14 protein-coding genes are annotated in these 18,968 nt (G+C 63.9%); 10 read left to right on the top strand and 4 right to left on the bottom strand.

The annotated features are described in order from the left end of the window. Positions 1 to 291: 291 nt before the first annotated feature. Positions 292 to 600, bottom strand: coding sequence for a hypothetical protein (locus RT131_RS17215; RefSeq protein WP_313173990.1), 309 nt, complete (start codon positions 598 to 600; stop codon positions 292 to 294). A 121-nt stretch (positions 601 to 721) separates the two neighbouring features. On the opposite strand from RT131_RS17215, the gene RT131_RS17210 reads away from it, so the two are divergent. Next, the gene (locus RT131_RS17210; RefSeq protein ID WP_313173989.1) at positions 722 to 1,495 is read left to right on the top strand and encodes a lytic transglycosylase domain-containing protein; all 774 of its coding nucleotides are present in this window, start codon (positions 722 to 724) and stop codon (positions 1,493 to 1,495) included. A 158-nt stretch (positions 1,496 to 1,653) separates the two neighbouring features. Here RT131_RS17210 and RT131_RS17205 read toward each other — a convergent pair whose 3' ends face one another. Continuing rightward, the gene (locus RT131_RS17205; protein WP_313173988.1) at positions 1,654 to 2,121 is read right to left on the bottom strand and encodes a hypothetical protein; all 468 of its coding nucleotides are present in this window, start codon (positions 2,119 to 2,121) and stop codon (positions 1,654 to 1,656) included. A gap of 87 nt (positions 2,122 to 2,208) precedes the next feature. Here RT131_RS17205 and RT131_RS17200 point away from each other — a divergent pair, with 87 nt between their 5' ends. Beyond that, entirely contained in the window at positions 2,209 to 4,290 is a 2,082-nt protein-coding gene (locus RT131_RS17200; RefSeq protein ID WP_313173987.1) for a gluconolaconase, read from the top strand. Positions 4,291 to 4,372: 82 nt separating this feature from the next. Here RT131_RS17200 and RT131_RS17195 read toward each other — a convergent pair whose 3' ends face one another. Further along, entirely contained in the window at positions 4,373 to 7,399 is a 3,027-nt protein-coding gene (locus RT131_RS17195; RefSeq protein ID WP_313173986.1) for a TonB-dependent receptor, read from the bottom strand. A gap of 394 nt (positions 7,400 to 7,793) precedes the next feature. Continuing rightward, positions 7,794 to 8,168 carry a YciI family protein gene (locus RT131_RS17190; protein ID WP_313174031.1) on the bottom strand — a complete coding sequence of 125 codons (375 nt, stop codon included), beginning with the start codon at positions 8,166 to 8,168 and terminating at the stop codon, positions 7,794 to 7,796. Between the two features lie 164 nt (positions 8,169 to 8,332). On the opposite strand from RT131_RS17190, the gene RT131_RS17185 reads away from it, so the two are divergent. The 8 genes from RT131_RS17185 (at position 8,333) to RT131_RS17150 (ending at position 18,897) form a co-directional block, all read left to right on the top strand. Continuing rightward, positions 8,333 to 8,764, top strand: coding sequence for a YciI family protein (locus tag RT131_RS17185; protein WP_313173985.1), 432 nt, complete (start codon positions 8,333 to 8,335; stop codon positions 8,762 to 8,764). A gap of 30 nt (positions 8,765 to 8,794) precedes the next feature. Further along, a complete protein-coding gene (locus tag RT131_RS17180; RefSeq protein ID WP_313173984.1) occupies positions 8,795 to 9,232 on the top strand; it encodes a VOC family protein in 438 nt (145 codons plus the stop codon). 3 nt (positions 9,233 to 9,235) lie between these two features. After that, positions 9,236 to 9,643 carry a VOC family protein gene (locus RT131_RS17175; protein WP_313173983.1) on the top strand — a complete coding sequence of 136 codons (408 nt, stop codon included), beginning with the start codon at positions 9,236 to 9,238 and terminating at the stop codon, positions 9,641 to 9,643. 13 nt (positions 9,644 to 9,656) lie between these two features. Then, positions 9,657 to 10,013 carry a DUF1428 domain-containing protein gene (locus RT131_RS17170; protein WP_313173982.1) on the top strand — a complete coding sequence of 119 codons (357 nt, stop codon included), beginning with the start codon at positions 9,657 to 9,659 and terminating at the stop codon, positions 10,011 to 10,013. Between the two features lie 167 nt (positions 10,014 to 10,180). Continuing rightward, on the top strand, positions 10,181 to 11,428 hold the full coding sequence (locus tag RT131_RS17165) for a sigma-70 family RNA polymerase sigma factor (RefSeq protein WP_313173981.1): 1,248 nt from the start codon (positions 10,181 to 10,183) through the stop codon (positions 11,426 to 11,428). A 293-nt stretch (positions 11,429 to 11,721) separates the two neighbouring features. Beyond that, the gene (locus RT131_RS17160; protein ID WP_313173980.1) at positions 11,722 to 14,790 is read left to right on the top strand and encodes a TonB-dependent receptor; all 3,069 of its coding nucleotides are present in this window, start codon (positions 11,722 to 11,724) and stop codon (positions 14,788 to 14,790) included. 143 nt (positions 14,791 to 14,933) lie between these two features. Continuing rightward, entirely contained in the window at positions 14,934 to 16,583 is a 1,650-nt protein-coding gene (locus RT131_RS17155; RefSeq protein ID WP_313173979.1) for a M28 family metallopeptidase, read from the top strand. A gap of 340 nt (positions 16,584 to 16,923) precedes the next feature. Further along, entirely contained in the window at positions 16,924 to 18,897 is a 1,974-nt protein-coding gene (locus RT131_RS17150) for a hypothetical protein (protein WP_313173978.1), read from the top strand. The last annotated feature ends 71 nt before the right edge of the window (positions 18,898 to 18,968 follow it).

The raw sequence follows: 18,968 nt of genomic DNA, 5'->3' as shown, positions 1-18,968 counted from the left end.
TCCCTTCCCCCGCCTGCGGGGGAAGAGCCTGTCCCCGCGAAGGCGGGGATGCCCGCAGGGCGGATGGGGGCGCTTTTGCTTCCTGTCTTGCTTGAAGCTTGGAAGGCGCTTTTCTCAAGTATTGCTATGCAGTTTCAGGGCTGCGCAGCTGTTGATGGGTTGCCCGCTTTGTCAGGGGCAGAAGCAAAAGCTGCCCTCATCCGGTGCTTCGCACCACCTTCTCCCGTGAACGGGAGAAGGGAATGGCCAGAGCCAGAGCCAAAGCGGCCGCAGGCATGCCGCTTGCCGCGCTCACTCCACCCAGAAATGCACCAAGGTCACGAGCTCATCGCTGCGGAACCCGGGGTAGAGCTGCTGCATCACCCGCAACAGGCCAGCAGGGGTGCGACAAGCCGGGTCATGCTCATCGCGCAGATCCGCTTCCTCCAGTGCCTCAAAGCCGCGCAGTTCGGTCTGCAGTGGCAGTGGTCCCAGCTGGTGGCCATCCGCCAGTTCGATGCAGGCCTGCGCCACCCCATGCCAGCGGGCACCGCGCCGTACGCTGGTGTTGCGACCGGTATGGAAACGGGGGTTGTCGAAGCCTAGCAGGGGCGCGGTCATGGGCGTGGGGCAGGGTGGGAAAGCGTCCATTCATTCTGGGCGCGATTGGCGCATTTTTCATCACCTGCCGTTCAAGCAGGCAGGCTCAGCATCATCACCCTTCTTCTGACCGGATCCGGCCATGCCACGCGCGGCTGCGCTTGCGCTGTTGCTGCTGTTGTACGGGCTGTGTGCGCCGTTGCAGGCGCGCACGGTGTACCGCTGTGTGCAGAAGGGCACTGTCAGCATGGCCACCGCACCGGAACCCGGCTCCAGCTGCAAGGCCATCGTGATCGATGACAACGCTGTGCAGACCCCCAACCTGTGGGGCAACTTCGGCGTGTTCAGCGGCACCCTGTACGAGCGTGAGCAGGACGGCAGCAAGGTCTACTCCACCCGCAACCTGCCCGGGTCCACGCCCTACCTGCGCTTCACCGTGGCCACGCCGCCGGGTGAGCCCGCGCACGCAGGCCTGGGCAGGGTCGGCACGCCACAGTTGAATCGGCATGCGCCGCAGTTCCGCGCCGCCGCCAAGGCAACCGGCGTGGACGACGCCTGGTTGCGTGCGGTGGCGCATGCCGAAAGTGCCTTCGATGAAAAAGCGGTGTCGCCCAAGGGCGCGCAGGGCGTGATGCAGCTGATGCCGGAGACCGCCAGCGAGTACGGGGTGAGCGATCCGCTGTCACCGGCGCAGTCGATCAACGGCGGCGCACGCTATATGAAGTCCCTGCTGCGCCGTTACAACGGCGACCGCACGCTGGCGGCGGCGGCCTACAACGCAGGTATCGGCGTGGTCGCGCGCTACGGCGGCGTACCGCCCTATGCGGAAACGCGGCAGTACGTGGACAAGGTGCTGGCCCTGTACAGCCGCTACCGCGAAGCGATGGGCACCGGGCCGGAGCGGCCTGCGTTGTAATTGGCTTGGCGGGTTGAACCAGCCTACCGCTCCCCAGCCCTCCCTTGCTGCGCAAGAGAGGGAGCCGCGCGCGGCGTTGGCTTTCGTCCCCTCCCTTTGCCGCAGGCAAGGGGAGGGCTGGGGAGAGGTGCCCTTGCCCTGGCTTTATCGCCCCTGCCTCAATCAAGCCCGACCTCTGGCCCAGACAAACGCAGCTGCCGCCAGCCAACGTGGTGCATAAGCTCCCGCACCACCACCAGCGCGGCGACAAAATCTGCCCGTTCCGGAATGCCTTGGCTCTTTGCCGGCATCCCCGCCGCTACCTGTGCCAGTTGCTGGAATGCGCGCTCGATTTCCTCGATATCCAGCTCAAGCACTGCCTGCTGCGGATAGCCCAGCACCCCTGGCAACGGTGCCAACACCGCATCGGCGCATTCCAATACCTCCAGCGTCTCCTGGCGCAGCGCCGGGATCCACGGCATCAAGGCGTCCTCGGTGCTGGCAATGGCCTGCTCCATGGCCGACCCGGAAGGCGGGAACTGGCGCAGACCCGCGTCCAGCAGCGATGACAGCGACAGTGGCAGGCTGATGTCGGTGCTATGCCCGGCACGCAGGCGGATCAGTTCTTCTTGCAGATACAGTTGCATACGTTTCTCCACCATGCAGGGCTTTCGGCGGTTTCGCCGCGGGCCGTGAGCGTCTATCGTGCCGGGTCCGCAGTTGGTTGGGTGTACATGGATCGCAAACATTGGGTGATTGCCGTCATCGCCGTTACCGGTGCCGCGCTGGGCGCCAGTTTCCTGTGGGCGCCGCAAGCGCCCGCACCGGCTGCTGCGCCGCCGACGCCACTGGGGTGGCAGGCGCAGATCGCCTTGCTGGGCGGCGACGGCGTGGCTGGCAACAGTGCCGGCAAGGCCGCACAAACCCGTTTCAGTGATCCCTGGGGGCTGGCGATGGGGGGCGGTGTGCTGTTCGTCGCCGATGCCGGTGACAACAACCGCATCCTGTATCGCGGCCTGGACGGCGCCTTCCAGCTGCTGGCCGGTGGCATGGAAGGCTTCGCCGATGGGCAGGGCAGCGCGGCCAGATTCAATACTCCATCGGGCATCGCCCTGGATGCGCAGGGCAATCTGTACGTGGCCGATACCGGTAACCACGCCATCCGCAGGATCACCACGCAAGGCCAGGTCACTACCCTGGCCGGTGACGGTACGCCAGGCTTCGCGGACGGGAGCGGCGCGCAGGCACGTTTCAATGGACCGATGGGTGTTGCGGTAGGCGCGGACGGTCGTGTCTATGTCGCCGATACCTGGAATGACCGCATCCGTGTCATCGCTGCCGATGGCACGGTCAGCACCCTGGCCGGCGGCGCCCTGCCGGGTTGGGAGGACGGGCAGGGGGCGCTGGCGCGCTTCGATACGCCCACTGACCTCAAGTTCGACAGCCACGGCAACCTCTGGGTTGCCGATCTGCAGAACAACGCGCTGCGTACGGTCAGCCCTGCCGGCATGGTCAGCACCCGCATTGGCATTCCCAATGGCGATCGTGTGCTGTGGGGGCCAATGGCCTTGGCCATCACCCATGATGACGTGGTCTATGTGGGGGAGCGTTTGAGTGGTCGCGTGGTGCAGCTGTCAGCGCAGGGCCACCTCGTTGCCGTGGCGGGTAACGATGCACAGCGCTTCGCACGCCCGGCCGGATTGGTGCTGGCGCCCGATGGCAGCTTGTTGCTGAGTGATGCCGACGCCTATCGCCTCCATCATCTGCTGCCGCGGACTGCGACAACCACGGACGTACCGCCGCAACTCGGGCCGTCGCCGGACAATCCCTTGCCTGGCAACCAGGGCCGCTGGCCGCTGGCGCCGCAGCGGGGCTGGCACGAAGTCACCGGTACCCTGGGCGAGGTGCGCGGCAACTTCAGTGGCGAGAGCCGACACCACCTGCACAGTGGTTTTGATGTGCGCGGCGACGTTGGCCAGATCGTGCTGGCCATCGCCAGCGCCAAGGTCAGCAGCCCGGCTTCCACCTGGACATTGGGCGGCCAGGCCGAAGGCCTGTCGCTGGACAAGCTCGACTACATCCACATGAAGGTCGGCCGCGATGCCGGCAATCGCGCGCTGGACCCTGCCCGCATGCAGCTGGTCTATGACGACAGCGGCAAGCTGGACAGGGTGCGGGTACGTCGCGGTACCCGTTTCCAGCCCGGCGACGCGCTGGGCAGCATCAACAACCAGGCGCATGTGCATCTCGCGGTGGGGCCATCGGGCTATGAGCGCAACGCGGTGCGGCTGGGCTTCTCCAACTATGCCGACCACGTCGCACCGAAGATCGACGACATCGCCCTGCTCGACAGCAACAACCAGCGCCTGAGCGAGAAGGTAGATGGGCGTCTGCGCGTGTCACGCGATGCTGGCGGCCTGCAACTGGTGGTGGAAGCCTGGGACCAGGTCGACAACAACCTGCCGCGGCGCCGGCTTGGCTTGTACAGCCTGGGCTTCCAGATACTTGGTGCCGACGGTCGCGCCCTGGCCGGTTACGAACAGCCGCGCACCAACATCATCTTCAATCGCATGCCGCCGCAGCGTGAGGCGGTGAAGCTGGCCTACGCCGCCGATAGCGGCATCACCGTGCATGGCAGCAGCAGCACCCGCTTCCGCTATGTGCTGACCAATACGGTGCGTGACGGTTTGTTGGCTGGGGGCGCGCTGGATCCCGCCGTGCTCGCGCCCGGCGACTACACCATCCGCGTCAGCGCCCGGGATTTCAGCGGCAATGAAGCTGTCGCGGGGCGCGAGCTTCCGTTGCGCGTGTTCTAGCCGTGCATAAAAAAACCCCGGCGCTGGGCCGGGGTTTCAAGTACATCATTCAAGAGAGATTGCGTTGTTGCTCAGCACCTGATCAGAAGTCGTAGGACGCGGTCAGGCGCACCGAACGCGGCGCGGTGTAGTAGGTGCCCATGCCGTAGGTGTTGGATACGGTGTACGGGTTGGCCTCGAAACGGGCATCGGACTGGACCTGCTTCAGTTCGTTCAGCACGTTGAACACATCCAGGCCCAGGGCCAGCTTGTGATCAGCGAAGGACGGACGGTAGATCACACCCAGATCCAGCTGCTTGGTCCACGGCTGACGGCCTGCATCACCCGGGCGCGACGGCTTGCCATCGCAGTAGTGGTACGAAGCGCCATAGCCGGCAACCGGCTCGCTGTGGTCGGTGCCGTAGAAGCCCAGACAGGTCTTGGGCATGCCCGACATGATGCGCAGGGTGGCCGATGCGGTCCATTCGTCGTTGAACTGGTATGCACCGAAGCCCTTCAGCTGGTGGCGACGATCGTTGGCCATGTAGCCACCGGCGTACTCCATCAGTGCGGCTGCGTCCCAATCCTGGGTCTTGGACACGTCATCCTGGCCGATATCCGACTTCACCTGGCCTTCGGTATTGCCGAAGTTGCGCGACCAGGTGTAATCCACGCGGCCGTACCACTTGTCGGTCATCGGGTGCTCAAGGAACAGATCCACTGCAACATAGTCACGCTTGGCCTTGGTGCTGCCGTAACCCCAGTCCTGACCATTCATGGTGAAGGAGGTATAGCCCGAGCCATCCACATGCTTGGCCAGGAAGGTATTGGTCTTGCCCGGATTGAAGATCACGCAGCCCGGGATCTGGAGGCCACTGGTGTCGACATTCATCGACTGGAGCTTGGCTTCCATCAGGTCCGGGTCGCAGATGTCGTCGATCGCGGTCTGCAGGCGACGGTAGGTGACCTTGGCGCCGGTGTTCCAGGACTGGCCGAGGGTCTTTTCAAAACCAAGGATCAGTTCATCCTGGTACTGCGACTTCAGATCGGTCGGCGCGACGCCAGCCGGGTCCGGGGTCAGGCCGTACTCGCCGTTGGAGGAAACCGGGCCCGGGCCCAGCGCGGTCAGGCCGGTCGGCACGCCATTGGCATCGATGCCGGTATAGGTGAAGTACTCGCGGGTGAAGGTGGAAGCCGAGGCACCACGGATGGCCACACTGTTCGGCAGGGCCAGGTAGTAACGGCCCAGGTTGGCGAACACCTTCAGCGAGGAATCACCGAACACGTCCCAGCTGGCGCCCAGACGCGGGGCCCACTGGTCGCCGCTCTTCACGTAGGCAACGGCCGCACTGTTGAAGTTGGTGAACTTGTCGTTGCGCACGCCAATGCTCAGCAACAGGTTCGGGGTGACCTGCCAGTTGTCTTCAATGAAGTAGGCCTTCTGCTCGACCGACATGCTGGTGGTGGTGGCGAAGACGTACTTGTAGGCAAAGTAGCCATCACCGCCCGGCGGGGTGATGTTGAAACCCGGGCTCGGCGACTTGTTCGGGTCGATGCTGGAGTAATACCACGCATAGCCGGGGCCGGTGATTTCCTGGCCTTCGTTCTTCGCGCTGTAGTACATGTTGTCGATACCGGCACGCAGCTGGTGATCGCCCAGACGGTATTCCAGATCCACGCGCAGACCACGGGTGGTGCTGCCTGCGTTGTCGGCCTTGGTGTCGCGGCTGGCCTGGTCGTTGCGGATCGGCTTGCCGCCGGTGATCTTCGGATCCTGCAGGCTCACGCCGCTCAGGTACGGGTTGTCCGATTCGCCGGGGTTGTACTGCAGGTTGCTCTGCGTGCTGCGGCCCCAGACGGCGCTCAGGGTCAAGTCATCGGTCAGGTAGCCGGTGTACTTGAAGATGTCGTAGTCGTCCTTGATCTTGGTCGTGTCGGAGAACGAACCGGTACGCCCGCCTTCGTTCAGGGTTTCATAGTCGAAGGCGGTGTAGTAGCCGCTGGTGCGGTCGGTGTTCTGGATACGGGTGTATTCCAGGGTGTGGTCGTCGGTGATGTTCCAGTCGATCTTGCCGTAGAACTTCGGCGTATCGATGGTGTAGTTGTTGCGGGCCTGGGCGGCGGAGGCGGCGCTGTTGGTGGACACGCCGTCCTTCTTGTCCGTCTCGGCGGCCAGGTGCACGAACAGGCGATCTTCGATCAGCGGACCGCTGACATAGCCACTGACCGTCGTACGGGTGGCGGTGTCGTTGTTGCGGTAGCGGTAGAGCGTGCCCGGGAGCTTCGCGCTGGAGTAGCGGTAGCCCGGGCCCAGCGTGTTGTTCGGATACCAGATGTCACGCGGCGAGGCGGCGAGCGAATCCGGTGCCCAGGTGGTCTGGAAGCCGAAGTGCCACTCGTTGGTACCACGCTTGCCGAGCTGGTTGATCACGCCGCCGGTGGAGCGGCCGTAACGCGCACTGTAGCCGCCGGTATAGGTTTCCTGCTGGTCGATGGAGCCGTACGGCAGGCTGACGCCACCGATGTTGCTCAGCGGGTTGGAGGTGTTGAAGCCGTTGAGGTAGTACGCGTTCTCGGTGACGCTGGAACCACCGAACGACAGCACCGAGCGCGAACCATTGGTGAAGAAGCCACTGCCGCTCACCACGCCCGGGGCGAGCAGGGCGATGGCTTCGGCCGAGCGACCCAGCGGCAGCACGTCCAGCTGCTCGGACGTGATGACGGACTTGGAGACCGTATTGCTGACGTCGATCTTCGGCATGCTGGCGGCGGTGACCGTCACCGCATCCAACGTGGTGGCACCTTCGCCGCCGAACGAGACCTCGGTACCGGCACCGACGCGCAGCAGCACGTTCTCGCGCTTGTCGATGACCTGGCCATCGCGCTCAAGGCGGATGGAGTACTTGCCGACCGGCAGCGAGCCGAGGTTGTAGCGGCCGTTGGTGTCAACCGTGACACTGCGCTTGAGGCCGGATTCGTTCTGGACGGTGATCGTGGCGCCGGCGGCCGACGGGGCGTTGCCGAACAGGGAGCCGGTGGTGCTCTGGGCAGCGGCGGCGCCGATGACCGAGGTGAGGACGATAGCCAGCGCGGTGCGCTTGAGCCGGGTGACTTGGGAGCTGCGGGTCATCAAATTTCCTTGGTTCATTGATATGCAGACTGTTGTTGCAACCGCGCTGCAGTGAAATGTAGGTTTCATTACAGCTGAACGAAATATTAATTTCACTGCTAACGGTTTTACAATATCAGCTGAAACCAAAATTAAGTCGTTGAAATTGTTATCTAAAATTCAGCTGCGTGAGATTTTGCCCTCATTCATTTTCAAGGCTCTCACTTGTTCGCACGTTCCGTACGCTGCCGTCTGGTTTTGTTTCAGGCCAAGAAAAAGCCGACACAGGCGTCGGCTCCCAGCACGCGGTCACAGGCGTTGTGGGTGATGGGATTGGAGCGGCAGGCGGTGCCAGGCCCCCGCAGTCGACTGCGCAGGCCTGCGTGGCTGCCTGCTGGGAGGGGGAGGGGGGAGGCTACGCTCCGAGCCGCACCCGCTCTGCGTCCAGGTCATCCACCGGGCGCACTTCGATGCTGCCGTAAGCCGCCCAGGGAAACTGCTGGGCGATGCGCATCGCTTCATCGGCATCGGCGGCTTCGATCAGGTTGAAGCCGGCGAGAATCTCGCGGGTTTCGGCGAACGGGCCATCGATGATCCTGGTGAGCTCGTCGCGGCGACGCAGGGTCTGTGCGCTGGTCGGTGGCTGCAGGCGTTGTGACATCACCAGCGTGCCTGCGGCCTGGAGCGCGTCGGCATGGCGGAGGCAGCCGCGCATCAAGGTGTCGTACTCGCTGGCAGGCAACGTCTGCAGCAGGTGTGGGTCGATATAGATCAACAACATGAACTTCATGGGGCCGGTCTCACGCACATGGATGCGCATCATGTCGCATCAGGCCTGCTGCAGTGCCGCATGAACCGATTCATAAAAAGGCGACGCGCGCGTGTCGAGGTTGATGGCCGTGCTTCGTCGTACCTGTTGTGAAGCGGGCATGTGGCCTGCAACGGAGCAAGGCGATGAAAGTGATGGTGCTGGTGAAAGCGACTCCCGAGACCGAAGCCGGGGTCATGCCCACGCAGGCCGAGATTGCGGCGATGGGGGCCTTCAATGAAGAACTGGTCAAGGCCGGCATCATGCTGGCCGGCGACGGTTTGAAGCCCACCTCGCATGCGGCGCGGGTGCGTTTCGCGGCCGAGGGCCGCAGCGTCATCGATGGGCCTTTCGCCGAAACCCGCGAACTGGTGGCCGGCTTCTGGCTGTGGCAGGTGCGCTCGCTGGAGGAAGCGGTGGAGTGGCTCAAGCGCGCGCCGTTCACCCCCTCCAACGGTAGCGCGGTGGAAGTGGAGATCCGGCCGTTCTTCGAACCTGAAGATTTCGGTGAGGCCTTCACTCCGGAATTGCAGGCGCAGGAGCAGCGTCTACGCGAACAGATCGAACGCAACAACTGAAATCCAACCCCAAGCAGCAGGAGCAGGACGATGAAATTGATTCCGTTTTTGGGCTTCAATGGCCAGACCCACGAGGCGATGGCGTTCTACGCCAAGGCCCTGGGGGGCACGGTGGTGTCGGAAATGAAGTACGGCGACATGCCGCCGAGTCCGGACATGGATGCGGAAGGCTGTGGTGGGTTCATGCCGCAACCGGAGCAGATCGCGCATTGCCAGGTCGAGGCTGGCGGGGCAACGCTGATGGCCGCCGATGGCCCGCAAGGTGCCGGTGCCAGCGCCACCACCATCAATGTCGACGTGGACAGCATCGAGGAAGCCGAGCGCGTGTTCGCGGCCCTGGCCGAAGGTGGGCAGGTGCAGATGGCGCTGGCGGAAACCTTCTGGGCACACCGTTGGGGCATGTTGCTGGACCGCTACGGCAAGCCGTGGATGGTCAACTGCATGAAGCCGATGCCGGCGGAGGGTTGAGGCATGAGCAATCCGCAGATGATCTTCGTCAATCTCCCGGTGCGCGACCTGCAGGCGTCGAGGACGTTCTTCGACGCGCTGGGCTACAGCTTCAACCCGCAATTCAGCGATGACAATGCCGCCTGCATGGTGATCAGCGACAGCATCTTCGTGATGTTGCTGGTGGAGCCGTTCTTCAAGACGTTCACCACCAAACCGCTGAGCGACGCACGCAAGCAGACCGAGGTGATCACCTGCCTGTCTGCGGCCAGCAGGCCCGCGGTTGATGAACTGGTGGACAAGGCCTTGGCCGCCGGCGCCAGCGAGCCGATGCCGGCCCGTGACTACGGTTTCATGTACCAGCGCGGCTTCGCCGATCTTGACGGCCACCTGTGGGAAATCGCCCATATGGATGGCGAGCCGGGCCAATAACCAGGAGACGAACATGGCTTACGTGGACGGATATGTATTGCCGGTACCCAGCGCCAGGCTGGACGACTACAAGCGCATGGCGCGCAAGGCTGGCAAGGTGTGGAAAGAGCATGGCGCCCTCGCTTACGTCGAAGCGGTGGCGGAGGATGTGAAGCCGGGCAAGCGCACCTCGTTTCCGCAGGCGGTGAAGTTGAAGGAGGATGAGGTGGTGATATTCGCCTACGTGGTGTTTCGCTCGCGCGCTCACCGCGACAAGGTCAATGCCAAGGCGATGGCCGATCCACGTTTGGCCGGCATGGGGCCGAAGGACATGCCGTTCGATGGCAAGCGCATGTTCTGGGGCGGATTCACGCCGTTCGTGCAGTTGTGAGGCTGCCTCCCTCCCTTGCGCCGGAGGTGGAGGGGAGGGCTGGGGAGGGGTTGGCTTTTCGCATCACTGGAGCAGGCCCCTGCCGAGCATGGCTCGGCACTACCGCCGGTCCTGCATATGCGCTGCTTGCTTGCAGCAATCGCACCGCGATGCTGTGATCACGCCCTATGACCGATCCACACCTGCAACGACTGCTGGACACCCTTTGGCGCATGGAATCGCCGCGCCTGGTTGCACGCCTTGCGCGCATGCTGGGTGACCTCGACAGCGCCGAGGAACTGGCCCAGGACGCGCTGGTTGCGGCCCTGGAACATTGGCCAAAACAGGGAATTCCGGACAATCCTGCCGCCTGGCTGATGGCCACCGCGCAGCGGCGGGCCATCGATCGGCTGCGGCAACGGCGCCTGCATGCGCAGCGGCAGGCGCAGATCATCGACGAACAGCAGGACTACAGCATGGGCGCGGACCCGTCCGACCATCTGGACGACATCGGTGATGACCTGCTGCGGCTGGTGTTCGTCGCCTGCCATCCCGAATTGCCTGCCGATGCGCGGGTCGCGCTGACCCTGCGCCTGCTCTGTGGCTTGAGCACCACCGAGATCGCCCGTGCTTATCTGGTTCCAGAACCCACCATCGCCCAGCGCATCGTCCGCGCCAAGCGGCTGTTGGCCGAGCGCAAGGTGCCGTTCGAAGTGCCGCGCCTGCAGGAACTGTCCGCACGCTTGCAGTCGGTGCTGGATGTGGTCTATCTGGTTTTCAACGAGGGCTACGCGGCCAGTAGCGGTGAAGATTGGATGCGACCGGCGCTCTGCGAAGAGGCGTTGCGCTTGTGCCGCGTGTTGGCCGGGTTGATGCCCGATACGGTGCCTGTGCTCGGCCTGCTGGCGTTGATGGAGCTCCAGGCCTCGCGCCTGCGAGCGCGAACTGCGGCGGATGGTTCGGCGGTGCTGTTGCTGGAGCAGGATCGCAGCCGTTGGGATTGGTTGCAGATCGCACGCGGGCAGGCGCTGCTGGATCAGGCCCTGGCACTGGGTGGTGGTAATGACGCCTACGTGTTGCAGGCTGCCATCGCCGCCTGTCACGCGCGTGCGCGTCAGGCCGTGCAGACCGATTGGCAGGCCATCGCTGCCTGTTATGCGCGCTTGGTGGAGGTGATGCCCTCGCCGGTGGTGGAACTCAATCGCGTGGTCGCGGTGGCACAGGCCCAGGGCGTGGCCGCGGCATGGCCGCTGTTGCAGCAACTCATCGATGATCCACAGCTGCGCGCCTATGCACCGTTGCAGGCCGTGCGTGGTGAATTGCTCGCGCAGCGCGGACAGCTGCGCGAGGCCAAGGACGCCTTTCAACAGGCAGCAGCGATGACATCCAACCTGCGCGAGCGCAGTGCATTGTTGCAACGGGCGGAACGACTTTAGCGCGCATTGCCGACAGCGCCAGAGCCGCGACATGTCGCAGTTTCATGCGGCTGTTTTCCTGCTGCACCGCGGGCTGTGTCCACGCGTATTGCTGCCAGGCCAACAGAATATTCAGCAGGGCGCGCCACGCGCAAGGGCGTGGCGTGCGTCGAACTGTATCCAGTTTGGTGTGCGGCAAAGCCTCAACTTATGTTGATTGGCGATGCCGGTGTGCAACCTATATTTCCTGTGCTTCAAAAAGTGTTGGCCTTGCAACACGGCTGGCTTGCTTCGCTTCCTTCATGGGGTGCAGGATGAAAATGGAAAGGGTCTGCAACAGGATCGCCAAACGTACGCTGACGGCGGCGCTGGGCATCTGCATTGTTGGTGCGGTACACGCACAAAGTACGACCGGTGCAATATCGGGTTCGGTGCCAGCCGGCGCGCGGGTCACGATCACCAGCAACAGTGGCTTGAGTCGCAGCGTGATTGCCGATGACAAGGGACGGTACACCGTCAGCAGCCTGCCGGTGGGCCCCTATACCGTGGAGGTGGGCGAAGGGCGTCGCGATGTCGTGGTGACGGTAGGAGGAAACAGCAACGTTTCCTTTGCCGGTACCGGGGCGACGACCCTGGGTACGATCAATGTCACTGCATCGGCGGCCGACAGCATCGATGTACGCTCGGTGTCGACCAATACCGTGATGACGGCGCAGGAAATACAGCGTTTGCCGCTGGCGCGCACGGCGGAATCCATTGCCTTGTTGGCCCCGGGTGCGGTTGCGGGAAACCCGGTCTTCTTTGGTAGCGCCGTCTCCCTGGGAGGCGCCAGCGTCGCCGAGAACGCGTACTACATCAACGGGTTCTTTACCGGCAATCCAATGACCAACGTGGGGGGCTACACGCTGCCTTACGGCTCGATCGAGCAGCAGGAAACCTATACCGGTGGCTACAGCGCGAAGTACGGCCGATCCGATGGTGGCGTGCTCAACCAGATTGGCAAGAGCGGCAGCAATGACTTCCACTTTGGCGCGCAGGTCACTTGGACGCCAAGGGGCTTGCGTGCAGGTACACCGGACCGGCACCTGCCCAATGATGCGCTGCCCGAGGGATATGCGTACCAGGACGACACCCTGGTTGGACGCCTGTTCAGCCGTGGTGACAGGAATGAAAGCTGGGGCGAAACCTATAGTGCCTATGTCAGCGGTCCTTTGCTCAGGGATCGGCTGTTCGGCTTTGTATCGCTGGAGCAGGAGCGAACCGAAACCAAGGCATACCCGACTGTCCTGGGGGTCCCGCAGAGCCTGCACGACACCACCAAGAATCCCAAGCTCTACGCGAAGTTGAACTGGAACATCAACGACAGCAACCTGCTGGAACTGACCTACATGGCGCAGCGCAAGCGCTACCAGGGAGACTACTACGCGTACGACTTCGCCGAAGATGTGGAAGGCGAAGGCAATGGCTCCAGCCCGAACGAGGTGAAGGAGAACAACGAGTTTTCCATCATCAAGTACACCGGCTATCTCACCGATACGCTCACCCTCAATGCGATGTACGGTCATTCGCGGTTGCGCTACAGCAGCGTTCCAACGCTCACCGGCTTCGATCATGTCTCCAGCGCCAGTCTGCAGGATCCGGCGTACTGGCCGGCCGGTACGCCGGCCAGCGGCATCACCAATCCGCAGGCGGCCAGCAATGGTACGCCGGGCGCGGACGACTATGGCGACGGCCTGCGCCTGGAGCTGGAGTGGGTGTTGGGCAGGCACACCTTGACCGGCGGCATCGACAACCAGAAGTTCGAGGCCAAGAACGAAGGTGTCGACATGTTGATCGATCGCTGGATCTACCACAGCACCAATGCGCCGGATCGGGCGGTGAACGCGGCGCTGGACGTTGGTGCACCGGGCTCCCGCTACTTCGTCCGCAAATACATCTACAGCAATTCCACCAGCATGTCGCTGGAGCAGAAGGGCTGGTATCTGGAGGACAAATGGCAGGTAACCGACAATCTGCTGCTGTCGCTGGGCATTCGCAACGACCAGTTCACCAACAAGAACAACACCGGTGCAGCGTATGTGGATACCGGTGATCAATGGGCGCCGAGGCTGGGCTTCAGCTGGGACGTCTTCGGTGATGCCTCCTTCAAGTTGTTCGGCAACGCGGGCCGTTACTACCTGGCATTGCCGCAGGCAGTCGCAGTTCGCGGCGCTTCATCCTCAACCTTCACCAGCGAGTACTTCACCTATACCGGCATCGACGCCAATGGCGTGCCAACCGGGCTGGAGCCTATCCTGAATCTGGCTGGCACTGCAGCCGCCGGACCGGTGTCCTCCAACCACGAAACCGGCCAGCCGAAAGATGCCGGCAGCTTTGCGCCCACCGACTTGAAGTCCTCCTACCAGGATGAATTCATCGTCGGCTTCCAGGCCCGCTTGAACGAAAACTGGAGCTATGGCGCAAAGGCCACTTACCGTGACCTCAAGTCGGCGATGGACGATACCTGTGATTCGGCCGCCATGGCAGCCAAACTGGAGAAGATGGGTATTGACGCATCGACGGTCGCCATTCCCGGTTCGGAGGGACTCGATGGTGGCTGCTTCATTGTCAACGTGGGTGACAGCAACACATTCCGCTTCGCCAACAAGGACGGCAATGGTTACACCTCGTTCCGCATGACGCCACAGGACTGGGGCTGGACGGTGCCGATGAAGCGCACCTACAAGGCGATCGACCTCTTCCTGGAACACCCGTTCAACGGCAAATGGGAGGCTCGCATCGATTACACCCTGAGCAAGAGCGAAGGCAACATGGAAGGGCCGGCGAACTCGGATTCCGGCCAGGGTTCGGCATCGCATGACAATGGCGTATCGACCAGCGTGAACTGGGATGGGCCTGCTTTCATGTTCCACTCGATGGGGTATCTGCCCAATGACCGTCGGCACCAGATCAAGGCGCGTGGCAGTTATGCCATCACACCGGAATGGATGGTCAGCGCCAATGTGAGCATGCAGTCGGGCATGCCGATCACCTGCTGGGGGTTCCTCAATGACCAGGGCGGGGACCCGGCGGTGAATGAAACCGATCCGGTGGGCTACGGCGGTTCCTTCTACCACACCTGCTTTGGCAAGGCGTCTCCGCCGGGCCAGCGGTACACGCCCTGGACCAGTCGCCTGGATATGGGGGTCCGCTACAGGCCGGCGTTCGCCGATGGCAAGCTGGCGGTGTCGCTGGATGTATTCAATCTGTTCAACCAGCGCAAACCCACCGCAATTGATGGCGCAAGCGAAGGAGAGATCGCAACCGTCAGTAACACCTACAACCTGCCCTTGCGATTCGCCACGCCCCGTTATGTGACGATGAGCCTGGCCTACGACTGGTAAGCCGATCGGCAGGTGGAAGGACAGCGGTCCGGGTTCCGTGAGACGCCCGGGCTGTGTCTGCTGTCAACCCTGCAACAGGGCACTGCACACGGACGCGCGCAGCTGGCTACACTCCGGGAGTTGCCTTATCACTGGAGTACCGCGTGAAACGAGTCGTGATCAGCCTGTTGGCGATGTCCGTGTCCACCGCCCTGATGGCCGCCCCGCCCAAGTTCGACGGCGCCCGCATCTCGGCCGACGTCAAGGAGCTGTCCTCCGACGCCTATGAAGGCCGTTCGCCAGCGACCGCAGGCGAGGACAAGACCATCGCGTTCCTGAGCAGGCAGTTCGCCGCTGCCGGCATGCAGCCCGGCGGCGACCTGAAGGACGGCCAGCGCCTGTGGACCCAGGCGGTGCCGCTGCTCAAGGGCGACATCGTTGGCAAGCCGGCGTTGTCGCTGAGCAGCCAGGGCAAGCCACAGAACCTGACCCAGGGCCAGGAGATCGCCGTGCGCGCGGCCATGAACGGTGCCAGCGCGGTGGATATCAGCAATGCACCGCTGGTGTTCCTGGGCTATGGCGTCAAGGCGCCGGAGCGCAACTGGGACGACTTCAAGGGCGTGGACCTGAAGGGCAAGATCGCCGTGGTGCTGATCAACGACCCGGATTTCGAGACCGGTAGCGGTGACTTCGACGGCAAGGGCATGACCTATTACGGGCGCTGGACCTACAAGTACGAAGAGGGCGCGCGCCAGGGCGCCGCCGGCGTGCTGATCGTCCATGAGACCGCACCGGCCTCCTATGGTTGGGCGACGGTGGCCGGCTCCAATACCAACACCATGTTCGACGTGGTCCGGCAGAACCCGGCCGAGGCGCACCCGGCGCTGGAAGGCTGGATCCAGCGCGACCTGGCGGTGGAGCTGTTCAAGCGCGCCGGGCTGGATTTCGAAACGCTGAAGAAGCAGGCGCAGTCGCGCGATTTCCAGCCGGTAGAGCTGAAGGGCGAAACCTTCTCGGCCAACTACCAGGTCAAGACCGAGGTGATCACCTCGCACAACGTGGTCGCGCGCCTGGAAGGCAGTACCCATCCGGACGAGACCATCATCTATTCCGGCCATTGGGACCACATCGGCGTGGGTGAGCCGGATGCACGCGGCGACCGCATCTTCAACGGCGCAATGGACAATGCTTCCGGCACCGCTGCGCTGGTCGAGCTGGCGCGTGGGTTTGCCACCCAGCCCAAGCCGCAGCGCTCGGTGGTGTTCCTGGCGGTGACCGCCGAGGAAAAGGGCTTGCTGGGCTCGGAGTACTACGCCAGCAATCCGCTGTATCCGCTGGCCAAGACAGTGGCGGTGATCAATATGGACGGCATGTCGCCGTACAGCCCGTCGCGTGATTTCGGCATCTATGGCTCGGCCAAGGTGGAGCTGCTGGACCAGCTCAAGGACGTGGCCAAGGGTTGGGACATTCGCTACACCCCGGATACCAAGCCGGAAGCCGGCCTGTTCTTCCGCTCCGATCACTTCCCGTTCGCCAAGCGCGGCGTGCCGGCGCTGTCGTATGGCGCGGGGCAGGACTGGATCGACGGCGGCGTCGCCGCTGGCAAGAAGGCCTCCGACGAGTACACCGCCAAGCGCTATCACCAGCAGGGTGACGAATGGCAGGCCGATTGGACCTTCGCCGGCGCCGCGCGCGACCTGGAAGTGCTCTATACCTTGGGCGAGAAGCTGGCCAACTCACGTGACTGGCCGAACTGGAGCCCGGAAGAGAGTTTCCGCGCGACGCGCGATGCGAGTGCGGCAGAGCGCAAGTAAGGCTTGAAGGCTTGAAGGTTTGAAGGCTTGAGGCTTTGAAGGCTTTGAAGCCCCTCTCCCGCTCGCGGGGTGAGAGGTGCAGGGTGCGAACCACAGGTTCGCTGCTCATCGAACGCCCTTGCGCCAGCGCAAGGGCCGGGGCGCGGAGCGGGGGTTGGGGTGAGGGCAGCTTCTGCGCAGCGCAGCCGTGCCTTCGGGCGTCATCGGTAATGCCCCTGCCGAGCATGGCTCGGCACTACAAGCCCCTCTCCCACCGGGAGAGGGGTTGGGGTGAGGGCCGGGGGCCCACAGATACCTGCTGCCCCTCAGAATCCTCTCACAGCACCATCAAGGACGACCCATGACAAAGACCCGCGCTTGCCGCGCAATCCTGTGCCTGGCGGGCATGACCTCACCGTTGTGGGCGAACGCTGTGCCCTTGCCGACCAACTGGCAAATGCTGCCAACATCCCAGCAGGAGACAGAGAAAGGCCTGCCCTCGGCCTTGCAGGCGCCCCTGCTGGCAAAGAACCAACGCTCGCTGCCGCAGGTTGAGTTGCTGGTCGCTTTACCGTTCGATCAGGTGCTGCCGGTGGTGCAGGCCAGCCTGGCACCACTGGGCAAATTCAATGCGCCAGTACAGCGCACCCGCGTGGCCTACATGGATCACGGCTGGGGCAATGTGCTGATCGCGCGCCGCCCGGAATTGAAGGCCGAGTTCATCCGTCGCTACCGCATGCCTGCGTTGCAAGCGGCGGTGGAGCAGGGCGCCCTGCTGGCCGAGGAACTGCCGCTGCGCGAGCAGCGCCTGCAGCGCGATGCCACGGTCGATGCGATGAGCGACAAGCTGGCCGAACTGCAGGGCAGCTTCGCCAGCTGGCAGGCCAGTGCCGAGCAGAAGCACGGTGTGCTCGGGCGCGCCAAAAGCACGATCGAAGTGCGGGTGATGCAGGTCGACGAAGCGCTGGGCAAACCGGCCACGGCAATCAGCTTGAGCCGAACCGACGACTGGCCAAATCCGAACGGTGGCATCGTCGACCAGCTGCGCGAGTTCAATGTGATGGGCGGTGGGCCCTCGCCACGTCTGAGCCGCCGTCGCGTGCCGGAGGCGGTGTTCACGCCGGTGTACGACGCCGTGCGTACGCTGCCCGGTGCAGCCCTGCAGATCGGGGTCGGCGCCAGTGATTGGCAGCTGCCGGCGCAGGCAGACGCCCGCATCGTCGAACCGACCTTGACGGCACCGGGCGGCAACAAGGACGCGACCGCAGCGCAACGTCTGCTGCCCTTCGGCAGTGGCGACTACTACGACATGCGGCCATTGGCCGATGGCAGCGTACTGTTGCTCAGCAGTTATCCCGAGGCCTTGTGGCGTTGGGCGCCGGGAATGGGCGACAAGCCGGCGCGCCTGTGGCAGGCCAGCGCCGATGCGGGTCGCGCCGGCTTGAGCGTGGACCCGCAGGGTCGCACCGCCTGGCTGGCGATACAGCAGCAGATCGTGGAGTACAGCCTGGACCAGCAGCGTGCGCTCGCGCATCCGCTGCGTTGGGCGGCCGGTGTACGTCAACCGATCAGCGGCGGCTGGAAATGGACGCATGACATGCAGGGCAGGCCGGTGCCGTACGACCATGCCCTGGACGGTGGCGGTGCGATCCGCGATGTGCTGCGTGTACTGCAGCCGCAGGCGATGGCATCGGCCGATGGCGAGCCGTGGATCTATGCGCCGCGCTTCGATGCGCCCCGGCAAGGCGTGGTTGGCGGCTATCCGGGCAACGCGCTGGTCAAGCCGGTGCGCTGGGACGGACCGGGGCAGGGCTTCTGGATCGAAGACCCGGCAGGCTTGACCGAGCTGGATGGCACCACCGGGCGGGTCAAGCGCGTGCTGGCCTTGCCGCGCCGCTTCGGCAAGGTGGACGGCAACGATGACGCCGGCATGGCGCAGTGGGTGCCAGCGCCGCTGGGCTCGGCCAAAGGCGGATGGGTTGCGGTCGGCTTCGTGCTGATGGAAGGAAACCGGCGCGATCCGGGCATGCATGTGCTTGATCTGGCCAGCGGCAAGCCGCGGTATTCGTTGGCGTTGCCTGGGCTGAACGCATTGAATGCGGCAACCGCCTCCGCCGACGGTCGCCTGCTGGCCCTTGGCGGCAACGATGGCGGCACCCCGGTGCTGGCGGTGTGGAATCTCGAGTCGGGGCAGTCGCTGGCGTTGAATCCCAGCGGCTCTGCCTGCTGGGACCTGCGCCAGCTGCATTGGGCACCGCAGGGTGATGCGTTGATCGGCCTGTGCGGCGATGGCGTGGCGCGCTGGGCGCTGCCCGGCGAATGGCGGTCCAGGTAGTGCCGAGCCATGCTCGGCAGGGGCTCTACCGATAGATCCATGTAGTGCCGAGCCATGCTCGGCAGGGGCTC

It is taken from the genome of Stenotrophomonas sp. (genome assembly GCF_032066555.1).
Taxonomy (GTDB): Bacteria; Pseudomonadota; Gammaproteobacteria; order Xanthomonadales; family Xanthomonadaceae; genus Stenotrophomonas.
This window is presented reverse-complemented; position numbering and strand designations above follow the sequence as displayed.